The sequence below is a fragment of the Burkholderia theae genome (assembly GCF_048565265.1).
Taxonomy (GTDB): Bacteria; Pseudomonadota; Gammaproteobacteria; order Burkholderiales; family Burkholderiaceae; genus Burkholderia; species Burkholderia theae.
Map to the genome: position 1 here is coordinate 1,695,930 of NZ_CP183462.1, position 20,835 is coordinate 1,716,764.

Annotated in this window: 21 protein-coding genes; 4 read left to right on the top strand and 17 right to left on the bottom strand. The window is 65.4% G+C overall.

Annotated elements, in window-relative coordinates:
• Nucleotides 1-529 precede the first annotated feature (529 nt).
• On the top strand, nt 530-1,774 hold the full coding sequence (flgE, locus tag ACN22W_RS25115; RefSeq protein WP_419689808.1) for a flagellar hook protein FlgE: 1,245 nt from the start codon (nt 530-532) through the stop codon (nt 1,772-1,774).
• 102 nt (nt 1,775-1,876) lie between these two features.
• On the opposite strand, the gene asd is transcribed toward flgE, so the two are convergent.
• From asd to ACN22W_RS25150, 7 genes are all read right to left on the bottom strand, one after another.
• Complete coding sequence (asd, locus tag ACN22W_RS25120) at nt 1,877-2,998, bottom strand: aspartate-semialdehyde dehydrogenase (RefSeq protein WP_034185812.1); 1,122 nt, start codon at nt 2,996-2,998, stop codon at nt 1,877-1,879.
• 318 nt (nt 2,999-3,316) lie between these two features.
• Nucleotides 3,317-4,384, bottom strand: coding sequence for a 3-isopropylmalate dehydrogenase (leuB, locus tag ACN22W_RS25125; protein WP_048250492.1), 1,068 nt, complete (start codon nt 4,382-4,384; stop codon nt 3,317-3,319).
• Between the two features lie 76 nt (nt 4,385-4,460).
• Complete coding sequence (gene leuD, locus ACN22W_RS25130; protein WP_048250494.1) at nt 4,461-5,111, bottom strand: 3-isopropylmalate dehydratase small subunit; 651 nt, start codon at nt 5,109-5,111, stop codon at nt 4,461-4,463.
• Nucleotides 5,112-5,179: 68 nt separating this feature from the next.
• Nucleotides 5,180-5,326, bottom strand: coding sequence for an entericidin A/B family lipoprotein (locus tag ACN22W_RS25135; protein ID WP_027791137.1), 147 nt, complete (start codon nt 5,324-5,326; stop codon nt 5,180-5,182).
• Between the two features lie 3 nt (nt 5,327-5,329).
• Nucleotides 5,330-6,739, bottom strand: coding sequence for a 3-isopropylmalate dehydratase large subunit (gene leuC / locus ACN22W_RS25140; protein WP_419689809.1), 1,410 nt, complete (start codon nt 6,737-6,739; stop codon nt 5,330-5,332).
• Between the two features lie 232 nt (nt 6,740-6,971).
• Nucleotides 6,972-7,730, bottom strand: coding sequence for a Tat pathway signal protein (locus ACN22W_RS25145; protein ID WP_419689828.1), 759 nt, complete (start codon nt 7,728-7,730; stop codon nt 6,972-6,974).
• Nucleotides 7,731-7,762: 32 nt separating this feature from the next.
• Nucleotides 7,763-8,584: a hypothetical protein gene (locus tag ACN22W_RS25150; RefSeq protein ID WP_419689810.1), complete on the bottom strand. Its 822-nt coding sequence runs from the start codon at nt 8,582-8,584 to the stop codon at nt 7,763-7,765.
• A gap of 398 nt (nt 8,585-8,982) precedes the next feature.
• Here ACN22W_RS25150 and ACN22W_RS25155 point away from each other — a divergent pair, with 398 nt between their 5' ends.
• Together ACN22W_RS25155 and ACN22W_RS25160 are read left to right on the top strand one after the other, a co-directional pair.
• The gene (locus ACN22W_RS25155; RefSeq protein ID WP_419689811.1) at nt 8,983-9,306 is read left to right on the top strand and encodes a cupin domain-containing protein; all 324 of its coding nucleotides are present in this window, start codon (nt 8,983-8,985) and stop codon (nt 9,304-9,306) included.
• Between the two features lie 128 nt (nt 9,307-9,434).
• Nucleotides 9,435-10,160, top strand: a complete 726-nt coding sequence (locus ACN22W_RS25160) for a glutathione S-transferase (RefSeq protein ID WP_419689812.1) — start codon at nt 9,435-9,437, stop codon at nt 10,158-10,160.
• A gap of 120 nt (nt 10,161-10,280) precedes the next feature.
• Here ACN22W_RS25160 and ACN22W_RS25165 read toward each other — a convergent pair whose 3' ends face one another.
• The 5 genes from ACN22W_RS25165 to ACN22W_RS25185 form a co-directional block, all read right to left on the bottom strand.
• A complete protein-coding gene (locus ACN22W_RS25165) occupies nt 10,281-11,819 on the bottom strand; it encodes an amino acid permease (RefSeq protein WP_419689813.1) in 1,539 nt (512 codons plus the stop codon).
• Between the two features lie 99 nt (nt 11,820-11,918).
• Nucleotides 11,919-12,383, bottom strand: a complete 465-nt coding sequence (locus tag ACN22W_RS25170; protein ID WP_048250506.1) for an Lrp/AsnC family transcriptional regulator — start codon at nt 12,381-12,383, stop codon at nt 11,919-11,921.
• A 98-nt stretch (nt 12,384-12,481) separates the two neighbouring features.
• Nucleotides 12,482-13,240 (bottom strand): dimethylarginine dimethylaminohydrolase family protein, encoded by a 759-nt coding sequence (locus ACN22W_RS25175; protein ID WP_419689814.1) that lies wholly within the window; start codon nt 13,238-13,240, stop codon nt 12,482-12,484.
• 209 nt (nt 13,241-13,449) lie between these two features.
• Nucleotides 13,450-14,700, bottom strand: coding sequence for a DUF1479 domain-containing protein (locus ACN22W_RS25180; protein ID WP_419689815.1), 1,251 nt, complete (start codon nt 14,698-14,700; stop codon nt 13,450-13,452).
• Between the two features lie 110 nt (nt 14,701-14,810).
• Nucleotides 14,811-15,200 carry a VOC family protein gene (locus ACN22W_RS25185; RefSeq protein ID WP_419689816.1) on the bottom strand — a complete coding sequence of 130 codons (390 nt, stop codon included), beginning with the start codon at nt 15,198-15,200 and terminating at the stop codon, nt 14,811-14,813.
• A 72-nt stretch (nt 15,201-15,272) separates the two neighbouring features.
• On the opposite strand from ACN22W_RS25185, the gene ACN22W_RS25190 reads away from it, so the two are divergent.
• The gene (locus ACN22W_RS25190; RefSeq protein WP_419689817.1) at nt 15,273-16,238 is read left to right on the top strand and encodes a helix-turn-helix domain-containing protein; all 966 of its coding nucleotides are present in this window, start codon (nt 15,273-15,275) and stop codon (nt 16,236-16,238) included.
• A gap of 91 nt (nt 16,239-16,329) precedes the next feature.
• Here ACN22W_RS25190 and gltA read toward each other — a convergent pair whose 3' ends face one another.
• Genes gltA through sdhD form a run of 5 tightly spaced genes read right to left on the bottom strand, consistent with a single transcriptional unit; the run spans nt 16,330 to nt 20,835 of the window.
• Entirely contained in the window at nt 16,330-17,631 is a 1,302-nt protein-coding gene (gene gltA, locus ACN22W_RS25195; RefSeq protein WP_048250513.1) for a citrate synthase, read from the bottom strand.
• 53 nt (nt 17,632-17,684) lie between these two features.
• On the bottom strand, nt 17,685-17,957 hold the full coding sequence (locus tag ACN22W_RS25200; RefSeq protein WP_011355742.1) for a succinate dehydrogenase assembly factor 2: 273 nt from the start codon (nt 17,955-17,957) through the stop codon (nt 17,685-17,687).
• A gap of 7 nt (nt 17,958-17,964) precedes the next feature.
• Nucleotides 17,965-18,666, bottom strand: a complete 702-nt coding sequence (locus tag ACN22W_RS25205) for a succinate dehydrogenase iron-sulfur subunit (protein ID WP_059237255.1) — start codon at nt 18,664-18,666, stop codon at nt 17,965-17,967.
• 21 nt (nt 18,667-18,687) lie between these two features.
• On the bottom strand, nt 18,688-20,463 hold the full coding sequence (gene sdhA, locus ACN22W_RS25210) for a succinate dehydrogenase flavoprotein subunit (protein ID WP_412024921.1): 1,776 nt from the start codon (nt 20,461-20,463) through the stop codon (nt 18,688-18,690).
• A 3-nt stretch (nt 20,464-20,466) separates the two neighbouring features.
• Nucleotides 20,467-20,835, bottom strand: coding sequence for a succinate dehydrogenase, hydrophobic membrane anchor protein (gene sdhD / locus ACN22W_RS25215; RefSeq protein ID WP_034180015.1), 369 nt, complete (start codon nt 20,833-20,835; stop codon nt 20,467-20,469).

Below are 20,835 nucleotides of genomic sequence, written 5' to 3' on the forward strand. Positions count from 1 at the left end.
CCCGAACGAATCATGCGGCTTTCGGGCGCGCACCGAAGGCTCGCACACCCAGGCGCCCGACGCGGAACCGCGGTCGCGGAATCAGGCGCGCGCGCTCAATAATTCGCACCGCCTGCCGTTAATGGATTAACAGCCGACAATCAAAACAAATCCCACCGCCCGGCCAATCCCATTCCAATAAATTTCAATTGAACGATAAGAAGGCAATTCCCCTCTCTTATCGTCGAATTGAACATTTCAGCCCTGAAAGCCCCGCCCCATAAGGCTTACAGCTCATACCGCCCTCCCCATTGGTCGTACAAAAGCAATCGTTTCACCGGCAATTCAATTACATTACACAAAATTACACAGATCAAATAATTGCGGTCGCTACGATCGACTTCAAACAAGAATCGGCGCAATTCGACCATCGCGTTCGCACATGCCGGAAAGGCGGGAGCGCGGGCCGGGCTGACGCCGTGAGGTGCCAGGGGGTCATCGCGCAGTCGCACGACTGCATTCACTCACCAGCTCGTTACGGGGATCGAACATGGGCTATCAGCAGGGTTTGAGCGGGTTGGCCGGCGCGTCGAGCAATCTCGACGTGATCGGCAACAACATCGCGAACGCAAACACGACCGGCTTCAAGCAGGGCCGCGCGAACTTCTCCGACATGTATGCGAATTCGGTCGCGACGTCGGTCAACACGCAGATCGGCATCGGCACGCAGCTCGCGTCGGTGCAGCAGCAGTTCGGCCAGGGGACGATCAATACGACCCACTCGTCGCTGGATATCGCGATCAACGGCAACGGTTTCTTCCAGATGTCGAACAACGGCGTGACGACGTACTCGCGTGACGGCACGTTCCACCGCGACAAGAACGGCGCCATCGTCGACTCGCAAAACCGCAACCTGATGGGCTATGCGGCAGGCACGGGCGGCGCGATCAACACCGCGGCGACCGTGCCGCTGCAGGCGCCGACCAACAACATCGCGCCGCAGGCGACGACCAAGATCACCGGTCAGTTCAACCTGAACTCGCAGGACAAGGTGCCGGCCAAGACGCCGTTCAACGCGACCGACAACACGACGTACAACTACAACTCGTCGATCCAGGTCTACGACACGCTCGGTGGCTCGCAGCAGGTCACGATGTATTTCACGAAGGGCGCGGCCGGCACCTGGCAGGCGTACGCGGGCGTGCAGGGCCAGACGCCGACGAATCTCGGCACGGTCACGTTCGACACGTCGGGCCGGATCAGCTCGACAACCTCGGCCGCCACCGGCCAGCCGACGCCGAGCCTCGGCCAGTTCGCGTTCTCGGTCCCCAACACGACGGGCGGCGCGAACCCGCAGAACCTGACGCTCGACCTGAGCGGCACGACGCAGTACGGCGGGAAGAACGGCGTGACCAATCTCGCGCAGGACGGTTTCGCGAGCGGCACGCTGACGACGTTCTCGATCGGCCCCGACGGCAAGCTGACCGGCAACTACTCGAACGGCCAGAGCGCGCTGCTCGGCCTGATCGCGCTCGCGAACTTCAACAACCCGAACGGGCTCGTGAACATCGGCGGCAACCAGTACACCGAATCCGCCGCGTCGGGCGTGCCGCAGATCTCCGCGCCGGGCAGCACGAACCACGGCACGCTGCAGGGAAGCGCGCTGGAAAACTCGAACGTCAACCTGACGACCGAGCTCGTGAACCTGATCACCGCGCAACGCAATTACCAGGCGAATGCGCAGACGATCAAGACCCAGCAGACGGTCGACCAGACGCTGCTGAACCTGCGCTGATCCGCGCATGAAAAACGCGCCGCGCCAGCCTTGACATCGTCAAGGCCGACGCGGCGCGTCATCGGGTGCAGCCCGGCCCGCGGGCCGGACCGGCAAGCGGGCTTACTTGTCGAGCAGGATGCGCAGCATGCGGCGCAGCGGCTCGGCCGCGCCCCACAGCAGCTGGTCGCCGACCGTGAACGCCGACAGGTATTCGCCGCCCATCGCGAGCTTGCGCAGGCGGCCGACCGGCACCGTCAGCGTGCCGGTGATCTTCGCCGGCGACAGGTCGCGCATCGATGCTTCGCGCTCGTTCGGCACGACCTTCACCCAGTCGTTCGCCGAGGCGAGGATGCCGTTGATCTCGTCGAGCGGCACGTCCTTCTTCAGCTTGATCGTCAGCGCCTGCGAGTGGCAGCGCATTGCGCCGATCCGCACGCACAGGCCGTCGACCGGGATCGAGCCCGGCTCGCCCATGGCCGGCTTGCCGAGGATCTTGTTGGTTTCCGCGCCGCCCTTCCACTCTTCCTTCGACATCCCGTTGCCGAGATCCTTGTCGATCCACGGGATCAGCGAGCCGGCGAGCGGCACGCCGAAGTGGCTGGTCGGCATCGCATCGCTGTTCATCGCAGCCAGCACGCGGCGGTCGATGTCGAGAATCGCGGAAGCCGGATCGGCGAGCTGTTCCTGCACCGCGCCGTTCAGCGTGCCCATCTGCGACAGCAGCTCGCGCATGTTCTGCGCGCCCGCGCCCGATGCGGCCTGGTAGGTCATCGCCGTCATCCAGTCGACGAGATTCTCGCGGAACAGGCCGCCCAGCGCCATCAGCATCAGGCTGACCGTGCAGTTGCCGCCGACGAAGTTCTTCGTGCCCTTGACCAGCGCGTCCTTGATCACGTCGAGGTTGACCGGGTCGAGGATGATGACCGCGTCGTCCTTCATCCGCAGCGACGATGCCGCATCGATCCAGTAGCCGTTCCAGCCGGCCGCGCGCAGCTTCGGGAACACGTCGTTCGTGTAGTCGCCGCCCTGGCACGTGATGATCACGTCGCACTTCTTCAGCTCGTCGACGTTGGTCGCGTCCTTGAGCGTAGTCTCGTTTTTCGCGAACGACGGCGCTTTGCCGCCCGTGTTGCTGGTGCTGAAAAACACCGGTTCGATCAGGTCGAAATCGCCCTCTTCCTGCATGCGCTGCATCAGGACGCTGCCGACCATGCCGCGCCAACCTACGAGACCTACGTTCATGACTAACCCTTTGATGGAGCTTCCCCGCCATTTCCGTCCCCGCTGTGACCGCGCGGGGAAAAAGGCGGGCACGACGGACGATCAGCGTTTAATGATCGTTTTCGTGGTAATGGTTTTCGTGATGACGATGGCGCGCGCACCCGCACGGGCAATGTTGCCGTGGAGTTTCAAGACCGGGGAGATCAGGGAAATATGCGCCATCGTTCGAGTCTACACAAAGCCCGTTGGCCGCACAACGGCCAACCGCGCGCAAACCGGCCGATTTTGCGGCCCGTTCGCGCCCTTTCTACATGATTGCCTGCGTGGTTGCCGCGCCGCTTACAGCGCCGCGATCACCGCATCGCCCATTTCGGTCGTGCCGACCAGCTTGCCGCCCGGCGTCGCGATATCGCCCGTCCGGTAACCCTGTTCGAGCACCGTTTTCACCGCGCGCTCGATGCGATCGGCCTGCTCCGCGCGATTCAGCGAGTAGCGCAGCAGCATCGCGGCCGACAGGATCGTCGCGAGCGGGTTCGCGATGCCCTTGCCCGCGATGTCCGGCGCCGAACCGTGCGACGGTTCGTACAGGCCCTTGTTGTTCTTGTCGAGCGACGCCGACGGCAGCATGCCGATCGAGCCCGTCAGCATCGACGCTTCATCCGACAGGATGTCGCCGAACATGTTGCCCGTCACGATCACGTCGAACTGCTTCGGTGCCTTCGCGAGCTGCATCGCCGCGTTGTCGACATACATGTGCGACAGCTCGACGTCCGCGTATTCCTTCGACACGTCGATCATGATGTCGCGCCAGAACTGCGACGTTTCGAGCACGTTCGACTTGTCGACCGACAGCAGCTTCTTCGCGCGCTTACGTGCCGCCTGGAACGCGACGTGCGCGATGCGGCGCACTTCCGGTTCCGAGTAGCGCATCGTGTCAAAGCCTTCGCGCTCGCCGGCGAACGGGCCGTCCGGTGCGGCGCGCACGCCGCGCGGCTGGCCGAAGTAGATGTCGCCATTCAGTTCGCGCACGATCAGGATGTCGAGGCCCGCGACGAGCTCGGGCTTGAGCGGCGACGCATCGACGAGCTGCGGATAGCAGATCGCCGGACGGAAGTTCGCGAACAGCTCGAGATGCTTGCGCAGCCCGAGGATCGCCTGCTCGGGGCGCAGCGCGCGCTCGAGCGAGTCGTACTTCCAGTCGCCGACCGCGCCGAACAGGATCGCGTCGGCTTCCTTCGCGAGCTTCAGCGTCGCGTCGGGCAGCGGATGACCGCTCGCCTCGTAGCCCGCGCCGCCGACCGGCGCCTGCTCGAGCTCGAACGTCTCGTCGAGTGCGTTCAACACCTTCACGGCTTCATTGACGATTTCCGGACCGATGCCGTCGCCGGGCAGCACTGCAATCTTCATGCGTTATTCCTGACTGGGTAGGTTATGGAGGCAGGCCGGCGAGCGCGCCGACAGCGCGCCCGCCTCGAAGGCGATATCAGCCGACCAGCTTGGTGTTGAGCCACGGCTGCTTCACGAGCCGCTCGGCTTCGAACTGGCGGATCTTGTCCGCGTGGCGCAGCGTGAGGCCGATGTCGTCGAAGCCGTTCAGCAGGCAGTACTTGCGGAACGCGGCGATCTCGAACGGATACTCGCGGCCGTCGCCCGTGCGCACGACCTGCGCGTCGAGGTCGATCGTCAGCTGATAACCGTTGAACGCGTACGTGTCGTTGAACAGGTGATCGACCTGCTGCTCGGTCAGCACGATCGGCAGCAGACCGTTCTTGTAGCAGTTGTTGAAGAAGATGTCCGCGAAGCTCGGCGCGATGATCGCGCGGAAGCCGTACTGCTGCAGCGCCCACGGTGCGTGCTCGCGCGAGCTGCCGCAGCCGAAGTTCTTGCGCGCGACCAGCACCGACGCGCCCTGGTAGCGCGGCTGGTTCAGCACGAAGTCGGGATTCAGCGGACGCTTCGAGTTGTCCTGGCCCGGCTCGCCGTGATCGAGGTAGCGCCATTCGTCGAACGCGTTCGGACCGAAGCCCGTGCGCTTGATCGACTTCAGGAACTGCTTCGGGATGATCGCGTCGGTGTCGACGTTCTCGCGATCGAGCGGCGCCACGACGCCGGTATGCACATTGAATTTTTCCATGATCCGTCTATCCGGTTGAAGGGCCGGCGTTCAGCCGGCGCACATCGACAAATTCTCGGCGGGAATCGTCACTCCGCGGCGCGCTTCAGCGCGTTGCCGGCGGCGTTGACGTCCTGCCCGAAGCCCTGGACGGTATTGCAGCCGGCGAGGCCGAAACCCAGCCCCGCCAGCGCCAGCGCGGCGACCAGCCGCGTGATGACCTTGGATGCCGTCACGTGTTACCCCAGCTTGCGAATGTCGACGAAGTGACCTTCGATCGCCGCGGCGGCGGCCATCGCGGGGCTCACGAGGTGCGTGCGACCGCCCGCGCCCTGCCGGCCCTCGAAGTTGCGGTTCGACGTCGACGCGCAGCGCTCGCCCGGCTCGAGCCGGTCGGCGTTCATCGCGAGGCACATCGAGCAGCCCGGCTCGCGCCATTCGAAACCGGCGTCCGTGAACACCTTGTCGAGCCCCTCGCGCTCGGCCTGCGCCTTCACGAGGCCCGAGCCCGGCACGACCATCGCGAGACGCACGTTCGACGCGATGCGACGGTTCAGCTTCTTCACGACATACGCGGCCGCGCGGATATCCTCGATCCGCGCGTTCGTGCACGAGCCGATGAAGATCTTGTCGACCTTGATCGCTTCCATCGGCGTGTTCGGCTCGAGCGCCATGTAGGCCAGCGCGCGCTCCATCGCGTCGCGCTTGACCGGATCCTTCTCGCGCTCGGGATCGGGCACGCGACCGTCGATCGACGTGACCATTTCCGGCGACGTGCCCCACGTGACCTGCGGGACGATCTCGGCCGCGTTCAGCTCGACCACGCGGTCGAACTGCGCGCCTTCGTCGGACTTGAACTGGCGCCAGTACTCGACGGCCTGATCCCATTCCGCGCCGGTCGGCACGAACGGACGGCCCTTCAGGTAATCGATCGTCGTGTCGTCGACGGCGACCATGCCCGCGCGCGCGCCGGCCTCGATCGCCATGTTGCAGACCGTCATGCGGCCTTCCATCGTCAGCGCGCGGATCGTCGAGCCGCCGAATTCGATCGCGTAGCCCGTGCCGCCTGCCGTGCCGATCTTGCCGATGATCGCGAGCACGATGTCCTTCGCGGTACAGCCGCGCGGCAGTGCGCCCTCGACCTTCACGAGCATGTTCTTGCTCTTCTTCTGCAGCAGCGTTTGCGTCGCGAGCACGTGCTCGACTTCCGACGTGCCGATGCCGTGCGCGAGCGCGCCGAACGCGCCGTGCGTCGACGTATGCGAATCGCCGCACACGATCGTCATGCCCGGCAGCGTCGCGCCCTGCTCCGGCCCGATGATGTGGACGATGCCCTGGCGCACGTCGTTCATCTTGAACTGCGTGATGCCGAACGCATCGCAGTTCGAGTCGAGCGTGTCGACCTGCAGCTTCGAGACGGGATCGGCGATGCCGTGGCTGCGGTCCGTGGTCGGCACGTTGTGGTCCGACACGGCCAGGTTCGCGCTGATGCGCCATACCGGACGCTGCGCGATCTTCAGCCCTTCGAACGCCTGCGGGCTCGTGACTTCATGCAGCAGCTGACGGTCGATGTACAGCAAAGTCGTGCCGTCATCCTCGGTGTGGACCACGTGGGTATTCCACAGTTTGTCGTAGAGAGTCTGTGCCATGGGTATGCGGGGTCGTTGTGACTACAAGCCTTACGGATGCGGTCGATTATGCCACGCAGAACGCATCGCGGCGCAGGCCGGATGCGAAAAAACCCATTAAAAACAGTGGTTTGGCTGGTAGTGCCAATACCTGTATCGGCATTACCCGGCAAACGGGGCGCGCGGGATCCGGTGAACCGCGATCGCGGATCGCGTCGCCCGGATCGCGCGCGCCGGGCCGAAGCCCCGCGGCTCAGCCGTTCGGATATTCGCGGTTGATCAAATCGAGCCGCAGCATCGCGAGCTGCATGCCGACATTGCTCATCAGGTACAGATCGCGGCGGCGCATCGCCGGCTGCTGCGCGGATGTGTCGTAGAGCGACGGCAGCGCCAGCCCTACCGGCACCGCCGCCTGCATCCCCGCCGCATTCGACACGCGCACGGCGATCGACACCTGATCCGCGTGCGTGACGATCCCGACCGTGCCGAGCGCCGCGGCCGAGCCAGCCTGCTTGACGATCGCGGCGGCGACACCGTCGGGCGTCGGGATCGGGCTGCCGGCAACCGCGGCAGGCGTCGCGATCGATGTCACGCCGGCGGTCAGCCCGTACTTCGACGCAAGCACCGTCGCGACCTCCTGCTGCGCGAAAACCGGCATCGCAATCGTCTGGCGAAGCCGGAACACCGCATCGGCGATCGCTTCGTTCACCGGCCCCGGTACGGGCACGGTGCCGGTTGCCGGCGCGCGACTGCCGAAGCCGTACGCAATGATCGTGCGGATGCGGCTCGAATCGACGGTCGGCGGCGTCCACGAGAAGAAGGTGTCGAACAGGTAGCCGGTCTCGTCGGCAGCCGTTGCCTGGTCGTTCAGCTCGGTCGTCAGCTTGCCGAGCATCTGGCGTTGCAGTTCGGCATCGGAAACCGGTGCGTCGCTCGCGAAACTCGGCGCGCTGGTGGCGCACGACGCGGCGAACACGGAAGTGGAAGCCAGGAAATGGCGGCGGGTCGTCATGGTCATGAGATTCGAGTGATAAACGGAAGGCGTCAGCCCTTCGGGAACGCCTGCATCGTCGCGGCCATCGCGCGGCCGAGCATCTGCGCATACATGTCGTGCACGAGGTACAGGCTGCGATTGCGCGTCCACGGCTGGCCCGATTGCGGGTCGTACGTCGTCGGGAGCGGCACCTCGGCAACGGCTGCCGCCTTCATGCCCGCCTGCTGCGAGGTCTGGATGCAGCGCTTCGCATGGTCGCGATGGCCGACCACCGCGACGGTGCCCATCGCGGCCGCGCCGCCCGCGCGCGATACGGCCACCGCCGCGACGCCTGCCGTGCTCAGGTACACGATCGAACCGTCGCTCGCGATCACCGGCTCGATCGACGACAACACGTCGGTGCCCATCCCGTATTTCGACACGAGAAAGCGCGCGATTTCCCACTGCGCGTAGACCTTGACGGGCTTCAACTGGCGGATGCGGTACACGGCATCCGCGAGCGCTTCGTTGACCGGCCCCGGATCGGGCAGCGCGGCCTGGTTGCCGCCGTTGCTCGACGTGTTGCCGCTCGCCGCGTTCGGACGATTGCCGAAGCTGTACGCAACGATCGCGCCGACCTGCGCGGCCGGGGCCGTCGGCAGGTCCCACGTGAAGCCGACGTCGGTCAGCGCGGGCACGATCGCGTTGACCGTCGCCGCATCGCCGAGCTGCGCGTTCAGTTTTGCGGACATCTGGGCAGCAAGCGCCGAATCGGTGATGGGCGCCGACGTAACGTCGTCGCCGCCGCATGCGCTCAGCAGCGGTGCCGCAGCAACGGCCGGTGCGGCGGCAAGAAATTTTCTGCGTGAAGAGGCCGACGGATTCAGATTCATAAGAAATACGAAACGATGCGAACAGCGCCGGCGACGAGTCGCGGCGATGCAAATCGCGGGTTCACGGGAAATGACAATCGGGCACGTCGCGCGGTTGGAAGACGGGCGACAGGATCGACGCGCGGATCGGATCGCAGCACGCTGTCGATCGACGAGGCTGGATCGTAGTGGGCGTTTATTAAATTGCGGTGAACCTGTCGATCGAATGCAGGCGCATCGTGACGCCGTTTCACCGATGGACGATTTTGTTTCATGTGTGGCAAGCAGGCTTGCCGATGTTTCATCGGTGGCGAGCGACGTGATTCGCTTGCATCGTCGCGCGCTGAACCGTGATCGCCCAATTTCGCGATACGATGATGCAACGCACGTCCCCACGATCGGATCCGGAGCCCACCACGATGAAGCTCGGCCTGAACGAATCGCTTGCGCGCCTCGACTACGAAGGCACGCTGTTCATGACACTGTTTCGCCACGGTACGCTCGACGTCGAACTGTACCGGCCGCGCGTCGAGGACAAACAGAAGCCGCATACGCGCGACGAGGTTTACGTGATCGCCACCGGCACGTCGCGCTTCGTCGTCGACGGTCGCGAATGCAGCGTCACGGCGGGCGATGCGCTGTTCGTCGCCGCGCACGCGGAGCATCGCTTCGTCGGCTTCTCCGACGACTTCTCGACGTGGGTATTCTTCTACGGCCCCGAAGGCGGCGAACGCGGCGAGTGAAGCGTCACGCGTAACGCGCGCAGCGCTTTTCCCGTGATCTTCTAGACTGTCTATTCGCAACGGGCGGCGCACGGCCGCCCGGTCTTCACGAAACCGCCAGCAGCCGGTTCAGCGGACAGGAGCACAGCATGCGATATGAACTCTATTACTGGCCCGAGATCCAGGGCCGCGGCGAATACGTGCGGCTCGCGCTCGAGGCGGCCGAAGCCGACTATGTCGACGTCGCGCGCGAATCGGGGCGCGGGATGGGCGTGTCGGCGATGATGCGCATGATGGACAGCACGAAGGCGGAATGCCTACCGCTCGCGCCGCCGTTCCTGAAGGCCGACGACCTGGTCGTCGGGCAGACCGCGAACATCCTGCTGTTTCTCGGTACGCGGCTCGGGCTCGCGCCCGACGACGAAGCCGGCCGGCTGTGGGTGCACCAGCTCCAGCTGACCGTCGCCGATTTCGTCACCGAGATCCACGACACGCATCATCCGATCGCAAGCTGCCTGTACTACGAGGACCAGCAAGCGGAAGCCGCCGAGCGCGCGGCCGATTTCCTCGAGAACCGGCTGCCGAAATTCCTCGGCTACTTCGATCGCGTGCTCGAACAGAATCCGCACAAGGGCGGCTACATCGCCGGCAGCGCGCTCAGCTACGTGGACCTGTCGATGTTCCAGCTCGTCGAGGGCCTGCGCTACGCGTTTCCGAAGGCGATGAAGCGTGCGGAGCGGAAGGTCGCGGCACTCGTCGCGCTGCACGACCGCGTCGCGCAGCATCCGCCCGTCGCGCGCTATCTCGAGTCGGAGCGCCGCATCCCGTTCAACGACATGGGGATCTTCCGGCACTATCCTGAGCTGGACAAGTAACGGCTGCCGACACACGTGCGTCGTCGCGCGCGGCGGCACCGTTTCCGTTCACGCAACCACGCACGTGCCGCAGAAGGTGCGCGCGCGGGTCGACTGTCTGGCCTGAACGCGGCGGCACACTCAGCCGCCGCTCGATCGCTCGCGCGGCTCCGCCGCCGCATCGATCGCCTCGACCGAGCGCGTCAGCCACGGCCCGATCTCCATCTCCTCGTAGCGCACGAGCCGGCTCTTGCGCGCACGGCGATACGCCCACCAGATCGCGACGAACAGCGGAATCCACACATAGATCGACAGCACTTCCATCCAGTCGATGCGCGCCGCGAAGAACGCCTGGTAATCCTGCCCGAGCGAGATCACGATGCAGATCGCGATCGCGAACAGCGGCCCGAACGGGAACCACTTCGCGCGATACGGCAGCTGATCGAGCCGGTAGCCCTGCTTCAGGAACCCCTTGCGGAACCGGTAATGGCAGACCGCGATGCCGAGCCACGCGATGAAACCCGTGATGCCGACCGTATTCAGCAGCCACAGATAGATGCTCTGGTTGTTGGTCAGCGACGTGAGGAAGCACAGCCCGCCGACGGCCATCGTCGCGTACAGCGCGTTGCGCGGCACGCCGCCCGGCGACAGCGTCGCGAACATCGCCGGCGCGCGCCCTTCCGAAGCGAGGTTGTACAGCATCCGCGTCGCCGCGTACGTGCCGGAATTGCCGGCCGACAGCACGGCCGTCAGGATCACGAGATTCATCGCGCCGGCGGCAAGCCCGAAGCCCGCGTGACTGAACACCAGCGTGAACGGGCTCACGCCGATGTCGGTCACGTCGCTCTTCAGCAGGTTCGGGTCCGTGTACGGCACGAGCAGGCCGATCACGAAAATCGCGAGCACGTAGAACAGCATGATCCGCCAGAAGATCTGCTTCACCGCGCGCGGGATCGTCTTGCGCGGATTCTCCGATTCGCCGGCCGTGATCCCGACCAGCTCGGTGCCGAGAAACGAGAATCCCGCGATCAGCGCAACACTCATCATCGCGTGCACGCCGCCGACGAACGGCGCGTCGCCGGTCGTGAAGTTATGCCAGCCGACCGGATGCCCGGTGCCAAGCACGCCGGCCGCGATCAGCAGCCCGGCCGCGATGAACGCGATCACGGTGACGACCTTGATCAGCGAGAACCAGTATTCCGATTCACCGAAGCCACGCACCGACAGCGTATTCAGCAGGAAGATCAGCACGAGAAAGGCCGCACCCCACCATACGCCCGGCACGGCTGGAAACCAGTAGCGCATCACGATCTGCGCGGCCACCAACTCGATCGCGATCGTCACGGCCCAGCTGTACCAGTAGGTCCAGCCGAGCGCGACGCCGAAGCCTTCGTCCACGTATTTCTCGCCGTAGATCGCGAACGAGCCCGACACCGGCATCAGCGCCGCCATCTCGCCGAGGCCCGTGACGACGAAATAGACCATGATCCCGATCGCGATATACGCAGCGATCGCACCGCCCGGCCCCGCCTGCGCGACCGACGCGCCCGACGCGACGAACAGCCCCGTGCCGATCGAGCCGCCGATCGCGATCATCGCGATGTGGCGGCCCTGCAGACGGCGCTTGAGCGTCGTCCCGGACGGTGCGGCCGTCTCCGCTGCCGCTTGCAAAGCATCCATAGTTTTCACCTTGATTGGATTTCGGTTCGATCGATTTGATTCGGAATACAAATCGATTGATTCGGTCATTCGCATGGAAGCCGGGCCTTCCCGGCCGCGTCAAACGACGCTGCGCTTGATCGCCTGCAGTTCAGCCGTCGTCACGATCTTCTCGATCCGGAACCGCGGGCTTTCCAGCCAGACGTTCGCGATCCGCCGGTACTCGTCGAGATCCTCGCACGCGAGCCGCACGAGAAAATCGAACGTGCCGCTGACGAGCCAGCAATCGAGCACGGCCGGATTCGCCCGCATCTCGTCCTCGAACGGCGCCTGCGAACGACCGTGGTCGGCCAGCACGATCTGCGCGATCACGACGACCGGCTTGGTCGCGCGCGGCGCCTTGATCACCGCCCGGTAGCCTTCGATCACGCCCAGCGCCTCGAGTCGCTCCACGCGCGCCTGACATGGCCGCGGCGTGAGGTTCACGAGCTCCGACAGCTTCCGGTATGAAATCCGTCCGTCGGTGCGCAGAATGTCGAGGATCCGGAGATCGATCTTGTCGAGCTGCATCTTCTTGTCGGTCATCCGCGTTCGCTCCGGTCGGGTCGTGGCTGGTGCGCGGAACGCCTCCTTTTCCGCGCGGGGGCCACATTATCCGGCCGAAGCGGCCGCGCGCCAATCGGCTAGAACCGCAGCGACAGGCAGGTCAGGCCGCCGTCCATCTTGCGGAACTCGCTCGTGTCGATCACGTGCAGCGGCAGCCCGAGCGACGCGATCGCATCGTGCACGCGCGGATAGCCGGCCGGCGTGATCAGCGTGCCGTTCACGCGCAGCGTGTTGCCCGCGTATTCGTCGGCAGCCGAGATCGCGATCCGGCGATAGTCGGCGAATGCCGGATGCGCGGCCAGCGCTTCGGTCACGAGCAGCGTGTCGTCGCCGAGCGCGTTGACGACCGATTTCAGGTGCAGGCCGGCGCCCACCGGCACCGCGACGACCGAATAGCCGTAGCGCGACACGAGCGATTCGAACGCGGCGATGCCTTCGGCGTCGGTGCGCCCGGTCAGGCCGATGTAGAAGCGCTTGCCGACCAGCATCACGTCGCCGCCGTCGAGACGGCCTTCCTGCATCGGCAGCAGGTCGCGATGCGCGGCGAGCGCCGCTTCGATATGCACCGTCTCGCCGCGCCGCGCGGGCGCGCCGGGGCGCGTGATCACCGCGAATTCAGGCGTCACGACGGCGACGTCCTCGACGAAGTGCGAATCGGGGAACGCCTCCAGCGACGGCAGCTCGGTCAGCGCGACGCCGAGCGTGCGCAGCGCGTCGCAATACGCGTGGAACTGCGTGAGCGTCTTGTCATAGTCGGGTGCGCCGAGTTCGGCAGTGGTCAGGCCCGCGGCACAGGACGGCGCGGGACGGCGAACGATCGCTTGCGTAAATTGCATCGACTCCTCCATGGTCATCGCCACACCCGTGCGGGGCACGGGGCAGCTGCGTTGTGTCCGGACCATTATCGGAAGCCAAATTGCGCAATTCGCGTCGATTTCGGCTGCGCCGACAGCCGATTGCGTCGAATTGCATGCGGCAGGCAGCGGATTCGGCAGACGGCGAACCGCTGCATCGCGAACGGCCGCTTTCGCGCGCGGCGCGCCCGTTACGCGCCGGGCCCGAACCCCATCTGCGCGCGGCCGAGCGCCGTGAGATCGCCCTCCCCGCCGCGTCCGTCGAATTCGACCTCGAAATGATCGGCCGGGAAATCGGGCGGGCTCTCGCCACGCAGAAACGCGGCCTGCTGGCGCTGCAGGTACGCATCGTTCTTCGCGCAGCCGGGCGCGGCCGCGATGTACATCACGTTGCTGTCGCCGCTGCCGCGATGCGCATCCTCGACCGCATGCACGACGTCGCCGTGCCAGAACACCGCGTCGCCCGGCGCCATGTGCGGGATCGGCACCAGCGCATCGAGCAGCAGCGCGTGCCACTCGGGCCGGATCGACAGCGCGCGGCCGGGACGCGCGCCGCACAGGTCGTCGTCGGCCACATCGTCCTGCAGCGCGCGCAGCACGACATAGGCCATCGCATTCGCCACCGGAATCAGCTGCAGCGTCCCGTCGCCGGGCCCCTGCGGCGTCAGCGCGGTCCAGCCCTGGAACGTGCGGAACATCGAACACACGGCCGGCGACGGAATCTCCTCGACGTCGGGGCGAAACGCGGCATCGAACGGGTCGTAGTCGCGCCAGCGACCGGCCAGCACGTGACGGTAGACCTGGCGGAAGTTCGCGCCGAGCCAGCGCTCGACGGAGCCGCCGTCGACATGCGGCGACAGCCCGAGCGACGTCGAGCCCGGCGGCCGGCGGCGAATCCGGTCCGCATAAGCGGGCACCTGGTCGGGATCGAAGTGCGTGTGCGCGCCGTCCGCATGCCGCCACAGGCGGTTCAGGAACACGCGCGCCTGCGTAAGCGCCTGCGACTGGCGCGCGGCCACCTGCGGCTTCGACCAGTAGACGCCGTAGATCTGCGGCTTGCCCGACGCGAGATTGCCGAAATAGCGGTCCTCGGCGCGCGCATTCAACCGGTCGGCGAACCGGTTGGACTCCAGGTACGCGCCGATCTCGTCGTTCCAGTCGCGCGCCTGCTGCGCATCGAATACGCCGCGAATCACGACCGCGCCGTGCGTGCGGATCGCGGCAATCGCGTCCGGATCGACGGTCCCGCCCGCGATATCCGCGAACGGCACCACCGGAATCACGTCATGGCCATGCGCATGCGCGCGGCGGATCGCGTCGACCTGTCGCGCGATGTCGCCCTCCAGCTCGCGGAACGTCGCCGCGTAACCGGGCAGGTCGGCGCGCAGCACGCGTTTCGCCGCGCGGATCGCGGCGGGCAGATCGTCAATCGTCAGTTGCATCGTGGTCTCCTCGCTGAAGCGTGTCGTGATGTGCTGTCAGCGTACGGCGAGCGCACGGCCACTATCACTACTATCCGGTCAACTATCGATACAATCCTGACAACCATGCGTTACTCGGGACGATGACAGACCACGCAGAGCTTGTTGCCGTCCGGGTCGCGAAAATAGGCGCCGTAGTAGTCGCGGTGATAGTGCAGCCGTGGACCCGGCGGCCCTTCGCAGGTGCCGCCGTGGCGCAGCGCGAGCGCGTGGCAGCGATCGACGTGCGCGCGGGTCGGCGCGTCGAACGCGATCGTGTGGCCATTGCCCGGTTCGGGCGCGCGACCGTCGAGCGGCCGGCCGAAAAAGAACAGCGGCCGGTCGGCATCGGCCGGCATCCAGCCCGACCAGCCGTCCGGCTCGCGGAACTTCAGGCGCAGCCCGAGTTCCGCGAACAGCGGCGCGTAGAAATCGTAGGCGCGCGCGGTGTCGCTGACGCCCACGCAAACATGTGAAAACATGGCATCGCTCCGTCGTGACGATCGCTCACGATCATGCCACGGCGCGGTGCCTGCCCTCACCCGGAGGCCGCGATGAAACCGCAGTACGAGCACGTGACGTTCGCGCCCGGCTGTTCGATCCGCGTGTATCACCGCCAGCTCGCGCGCATCCCGTTCGAATGGCACCGCCATCCCGAATACGAACTGACGCTGACGCTCAACAGCCGTGGCCAGCGCTTCATCGGCGATCACGTCGCGCGCTACGCGGACGACGATCTGGTGCTCGTGCCGCCCAACCTGCCGCATACCTGGTCGTCGAACGCGCGCATCGACCGCGATGCGCCCGAAGTCGCGCTCGTCGTCTGGTTCGATGGCGACTGGGTGCGGCGGCTCGCCGACTGCTGTCCCGAATACGCGCCGCTGCGCTCGCTGCTGCGACGTGCGGCGCCGGGCCTGCGCTTCGATACCGACACGGCCCGCGCGATGCGCGCACGGCTGCCGCGCTTGCTCGATCCTGCTCCGCGCATACGGCTCGCGGCCGCGCTCGACACGCTCGCCGACCTCGCGGAAGCCGGCGGCGAACCGCTCGCCACCGCCCATGCCTACGACCGGCGCGACGGAACGTCACCATCCGCCGATGCGGCCGCGCCCGAAGCCGAGCGCCTCGATCGCGTGCTCGACGCGATCGACCGGCACTTCCATGAACCGCTGCGCATCGACGCGCTCGCCGCCGCCGCGCATATGTCCGAGCGCACGTTGCAGCGCCTGTTCGTCCGGCATCTCGGCGAAAGCGTCGGCCGCTACGTGCAGCGGCTACGGCTTGCGCACGCGTGCCGTCATCTCGTCGGCACCGACTGGCCGATCGCGATCGTGGCCGCGCGCTGCGGCATTCCGAATCCCGCGAACTTCAACCGCCAGTTCCTCGCCGCACGCGGAATCACACCCGGCGCATACCGCCGGTTCTTCCTGCAGCACGGCCACCCGCCCGGCGACGACGCACCGGCGCTCGAGACGCGGCCGCCGTCGCTGGAGCGCCGCACCGATCCGGCGCGCAAATGAAAACACCCCGACGGAATGACCCGTCGGGGTGTCGTGGCGTTGCGTTTCGCCCGACGCGAGCGGCCCGCGGGCCGTTCGCGCCGCGCACGACTTAACGTGCGCTGATCGGCTTCGCTTCGCGCGGCGAATCGCCGATGAACAGCTGGCGCGGACGGCCGATCTTCTGTTCCGGATCGGCAATCATTTCGTTCCACTGTGCGATCCAGCCGACCGTACGTGCCATCGCGAAGATACACGTGAACATCGACGTCGGGATGCCCAGCGCGCGCTGGACGATGCCCGAGTAGAAGTCGACGTTCGGGTACAGCTTGCGCGACACGAAGTACTCGTCTTCCAGCGCGATCTTCTCGAGCTGCATCGCGAGCTTGAACAGCGGGTCGTCGTGCAGGCCCAGTTCGTTCAGCACTTCGTAGCACGTCTCGCGCATCAGCTTCGCGCGCGGGTCGTAGTTCTTGTACACGCGGTGACCGAAGCCCATCAGCTTCACGCCCGAATTCTTGTCCTTCACCTGCTTGATGAATTCGGGGATGTTGTCCGGCGAGCCGATCTGCTCGAGCATGTTCAGCGCGGCTTCGTTCGCACCACCGTGCGCCGGGCCCCACAGACAGGCGATACCGGCCGCGATACATGCGAACGGGTTCGCGCCCGACGAACCGGCCAGGCGGACCGTCGACGTCGATGCGTTCTGCTCGTGGTCGGCGTGCAGGATCAGGATACGGTCGAGTGCGCGGACGAGCACGTCGTTGACCTTGTACTCTTCGCACGGGTTCGAGAACATCATGTGCATGAAGTTCGCGCTGTACGACAGCGAGTTCTTCGGATACACGAACGGCTGGCCGATGCTGTACTTGTACGCCATCGCGACGAGCGTCGGCAGCTTCGCGATCATGCGGATCGCCGACACTTCGCGGTGACGCGGGTCGTTGATGTCGAGCGAGTCGTGGTAGAACGCGGACAGCGCGCCAACCGCGGCGACCAGGATCGCCATCGGGTGCGCGTCGCGGCGGAAGCCACGGAAGAAGAAGTGCATCTGCTCGTGCACCATCGTGTGCTTCGTGACGGTGTCGACGAATTCCTTCTTCTGCGCCGCGTTCGGCAGCTCGCCCTTCAGCAGCAGGTAGCAGCTTTCGAGGAAGTCCGCATTTTGCGCGAGGTTGTCGATCGGGTAGCCGCGGTACAGCAGTTCGCCCTTGTCGCCGTCGATGTACGTGATCGCCGAATTACAGGCTGCCGTCGACATGAAGCCCGGGTCGTACGTGAACTTGCCGGTCTGGCCGTACAGCTTGCGGATGTCGATTACGTCCGGGCCCATCGTGCCCTTGTAAATCGGCAGTTCGACGCTCGGCGAGTTGTCGCTGAACGATAGCGTGGCTTTAACATCAGACGGAGTCATGGCACATCCTCAATCGAAATAAAGAAACGGGATTCGATAACGGGCGTAACGCGTTACACGTTGCGCAGCATCTCCAACAGCCGGTGAATATCCGGGCTGTCTAGGTCGCCTTCTGGTTCCTTGCGCGCGAGGAGCAAGTCCATCAGGTCGTTGTCGCTCAGATCGAGCAGGCGCGACAACGCGCCTACGTCTGCATCGGTGAGGTCATGCTCGTATCTGCTGAAGAAACGCTCGAAGATGATGTCGTTTTCCAGCAGACCCCGCCGCGCGCGCCAGCGAAGGCGCGCGCGGCGGTGCGGGTCGGATTGATGCGAATCGTCGCTCATTGCAACCTTAAACCGCGCGGCGGACCATCAGTTCCTTGATCTTGCCGATCGCCTTCGTCGGGTTCAGGCCCTTCGGGCAAACGTCGACGCAGTTCATGATCGTGTGGCAACGGAACAGACGGTACGGGTCTTCCAGGTTGTCGAGACGCTCGCCGGTGGCCGTGTCGCGGCTGTCCGCGATGAAGCGGTAAGCCTGCAGCAGGCCGGCCGGGCCGACGAACTTGTCCGGGTTCCACCAGAAGCTCGGGCACGACGTCGAGCAGCTCGCGCACAGAATGCACTCGTACACGCCGTCGAGCTCGTCGCGTTCTTCCGGCGACTGGAGGCGTTCCTTCTCCGGCGGCGGCGCGTCGTTGATCAGGTACGGCTTGATCGAGTGATACTGGTTGAAGAAGTGCGTCATGTCGACGATCAGGTCGCGCACGACGGGCAGGCCCGGCAGCGGGCGCAGCACGATCTTCTGCGGCAGGTCGTTCAGGTTCGTCAGGCACGCGAGACCGTTCTTGCCGTTGATGTTCATCGCGTCCGAACCGCACACGCCTTCGCGGCACGAACGGCGGAACGACAACGTCTCGTCCAGTGCCTTCAGCTTGACCAGTGCGTCCAGCAGCATGCGCTCGTGCTGGATGTCGAGCTCGTACGTCTGCATGCGCGGCGCTGCGTCCTTGTCCGGATCGTAGCGGTAGACTTCAAAAATGCGTTTTGCCATTTCGGATTCCTTTGACTCGGCTTAGAACGTGCGCGGCTTCGGCGGCACGGATTCGACCGTCAGCGGCTTCATTTGAACCGGCTTGTAGTCGAGGCGATCGCCTTCGCTGTACCACAGCGTGTGGCGCAGCCAGTTTTCGTCGTCGCGGTGTTCGTAATCGCTGTGTGCGTGCGCGCCACGGCTTTCCTTGCGCGCTTCCGCCGACACCATCGTCGCGCGGGCGACTTCGATCAGGTTCTCCAGCTCGAGCGCTTCGACGCGCGCGGTGTTGAACACCTTCGACTTGTCCTTCAGGTGGATGCTTTCCACGCGCTCCTTCAGGCCGGCCATCTGGTCGACGCCTTCCTTCAGCAGTTCGGACGTGCGGAACACGCCTGCGTGCTTCTGCATCGTCGAGCGGATGTCGTTCGCGACGTCCTGCGTGTATTCGCCCGCCGTCGACTTTTCGAGCTTGGCCAAACGCGCCAGCGAGAAGTCGGCCGCATCGGCCGGCAGCGGCTTGTGTTCCTTCTGGTTCTTCACGTGCTCGACGATGTGGTTGCCGGCCGCACGGCCGAACACCACGAGGTCCAGCAGCGAGTTCGTGCCGAGGCGGTTCGCGCCGTGCACGGACACGCACGAGCACTCGCCCACTGCGTAGAAGCCGTTGACCGGTTCCTTGTGATCGCGCGACGTGCCGACGACCTGACCGTGGATGTTGGTCGGGATGCCGCCCATCTGGTAGTGGATCGTCGGGACGACCGGGATCGGTTCCTTGATCGCATCGACGTTCGCGAACTTCAGCGCGATTTCGCGGATCGACGGCAGACGCTTCATGATCGTCTCGGCGCCGATGTGCGACAGGTCGAGCAGCACGTGGTCCTTGTTCGGACCGACGCCGCGGCCTTCCTTGATTTCCTGGTCCATCGAACGCGACACGAAGTCACGCGGCGCCAGATCCTTCAGCGTCGGCGCGTAGCGCTCCATGAAGCGCTCGCCGTTCGCGTTGCGCAGGATACCGCCTTCGCCGCGCACGCCTTCGGTGATCAGCACGCCCGCGCCGGCCACGCCGGTCGGGTGGAACTGCCAGAACTCCATGTCCTGCAGCGCGATGCCCGAACGTGCGGCCATGCCGAGGCCGTCGCCGGTGTTGATAAACGCGTTGGTCGACGCCGCGAAGATCCGGCCTGCACCGCCCGTGGCGAACAGCGTCGTCTTGCCTTCCATGATGTAGACGTCACCCGTCTCCATCTCGAGGGCCGTCACGCCGAGCACGTCGCCGTCCGCATCGCGGATCAGGTCGAGCGCCATCCATTCGACGAAGAACTGCGTCTTCGCCTCGACGTTCTGCTGGTACAGCGTGTGCAGCAGCGCGTGACCGGTACGGTCGGCGGCCGCGCAAGCGCGCTGGACCGGCTTTTCGCCGTAGTTCGCGGTGTGGCCGCCGAACGGACGCTGGTAGATCGTGCCGTCCGCGTTGCGGTCGAACGGCATGCCGAAGTGCTCGAGTTCGTACACGACGTTCGGCGCTTCACGGCACATGAATTCGATCGCGTCCTGGTCGCCGAGCCAGTCGGAGCCCTTGATCGTGTCGTAGAAGTGGAAGTGCCAGTTGTCTTCGCTCATGTTGCCGAGCGATGCACCGATGCCGCCCTGCGCGGCCACCGTGTGCGAACGGGTCGGGAACACCTTCGACAGCACGCCGACCGACAGGCCCGCGCGCGACAGTTGCAGCGCAGCACGCAAGCCGGAGCCGCCCGCGCCGACGATCACCACGTCAAACTTGCGACGCGGGAGGGAAGTTTTGATTGCAGCCATTCTTTACACTCTCCAGAGAATCTGCGCGGCGTAGCCCGCACATGCGAGCAGCCAGACGATGGTCAGCGATTGCAGCAGCAGGCGCACACCGACGGGCTTCACGTAGTCCATCCAGATGTCGCGCACGCCGACCCACGCGTGGTAGAAGAGGGAAAGCAGCATCACGAAGGTCGCGAGCTTCATCCATTGCGCGGAGAAGATCGATGCCCAGCCTTCGTACGAGAAGTCGTGCGCGCCGAAGAACAGGACGAGCAGAATGACCGTGTAGACCGCCATGATCGTGGCGGTGATACGCTGCGCAAGCCAGTCGCGCAGGCCGTAATGTGCGCCGACGACGAGGCGCTTCGAGCCGATTCGGTTGTTGGCTGCCAT

Coding starts and splice junctions, on each gene's coding strand:
- flgE (WP_419689808.1), top strand. CDS start 530: ATGGGCTATCAGCAGGGTTTGAGCGGGTTGGCCGGCGCGTCGAGCAAT.
- asd (WP_034185812.1), bottom strand. CDS start 2,998: ATGAACGTAGGTCTCGTAGGTTGGCGCGGCATGGTCGGCAGCGTCCTG.
- leuB (WP_048250492.1), bottom strand. CDS start 4,384: ATGAAGATTGCAGTGCTGCCCGGCGACGGCATCGGTCCGGAAATCGTC.
- leuD (WP_048250494.1), bottom strand. CDS start 5,111: ATGGAAAAATTCAATGTGCATACCGGCGTCGTGGCGCCGCTCGATCGC.
- leuC (WP_419689809.1), bottom strand. CDS start 6,739: ATGGCACAGACTCTCTACGACAAACTGTGGAATACCCACGTGGTCCAC.
- ACN22W_RS25145 (WP_419689828.1), bottom strand. CDS start 7,730: ATGACGACCCGCCGCCATTTCCTGGCTTCCACTTCCGTGTTCGCCGCG.
- ACN22W_RS25150 (WP_419689810.1), bottom strand. CDS start 8,584: ATGAATCTGAATCCGTCGGCCTCTTCACGCAGAAAATTTCTTGCCGCC.
- ACN22W_RS25155 (WP_419689811.1), top strand. CDS start 8,983: ATGAAGCTCGGCCTGAACGAATCGCTTGCGCGCCTCGACTACGAAGGC.
- ACN22W_RS25160 (WP_419689812.1), top strand. CDS start 9,435: ATGCGATATGAACTCTATTACTGGCCCGAGATCCAGGGCCGCGGCGAA.
- ACN22W_RS25165 (WP_419689813.1), bottom strand. CDS start 11,819: ATGGATGCTTTGCAAGCGGCAGCGGAGACGGCCGCACCGTCCGGGACG.
- ACN22W_RS25170 (WP_048250506.1), bottom strand. CDS start 12,383: ATGACCGACAAGAAGATGCAGCTCGACAAGATCGATCTCCGGATCCTC.
- ACN22W_RS25175 (WP_419689814.1), bottom strand. CDS start 13,240: ATGCAATTTACGCAAGCGATCGTTCGCCGTCCCGCGCCGTCCTGTGCC.
- ACN22W_RS25180 (WP_419689815.1), bottom strand. CDS start 14,700: ATGCAACTGACGATTGACGATCTGCCCGCCGCGATCCGCGCGGCGAAA.
- ACN22W_RS25185 (WP_419689816.1), bottom strand. CDS start 15,200: ATGTTTTCACATGTTTGCGTGGGCGTCAGCGACACCGCGCGCGCCTAC.
- ACN22W_RS25190 (WP_419689817.1), top strand. CDS start 15,273: ATGAAACCGCAGTACGAGCACGTGACGTTCGCGCCCGGCTGTTCGATC.
- gltA (WP_048250513.1), bottom strand. CDS start 17,631: ATGACTCCGTCTGATGTTAAAGCCACGCTATCGTTCAGCGACAACTCG.
- ACN22W_RS25200 (WP_011355742.1), bottom strand. CDS start 17,957: ATGAGCGACGATTCGCATCAATCCGACCCGCACCGCCGCGCGCGCCTT.
- ACN22W_RS25205 (WP_059237255.1), bottom strand. CDS start 18,666: ATGGCAAAACGCATTTTTGAAGTCTACCGCTACGATCCGGACAAGGAC.
- sdhA (WP_412024921.1), bottom strand. CDS start 20,463: ATGGCTGCAATCAAAACTTCCCTCCCGCGTCGCAAGTTTGACGTGGTG.
- sdhD (WP_034180015.1), bottom strand. CDS start 20,835: ATGGCAGCCAACAACCGAATCGGCTCGAAGCGCCTCGTCGTCGGCGCA.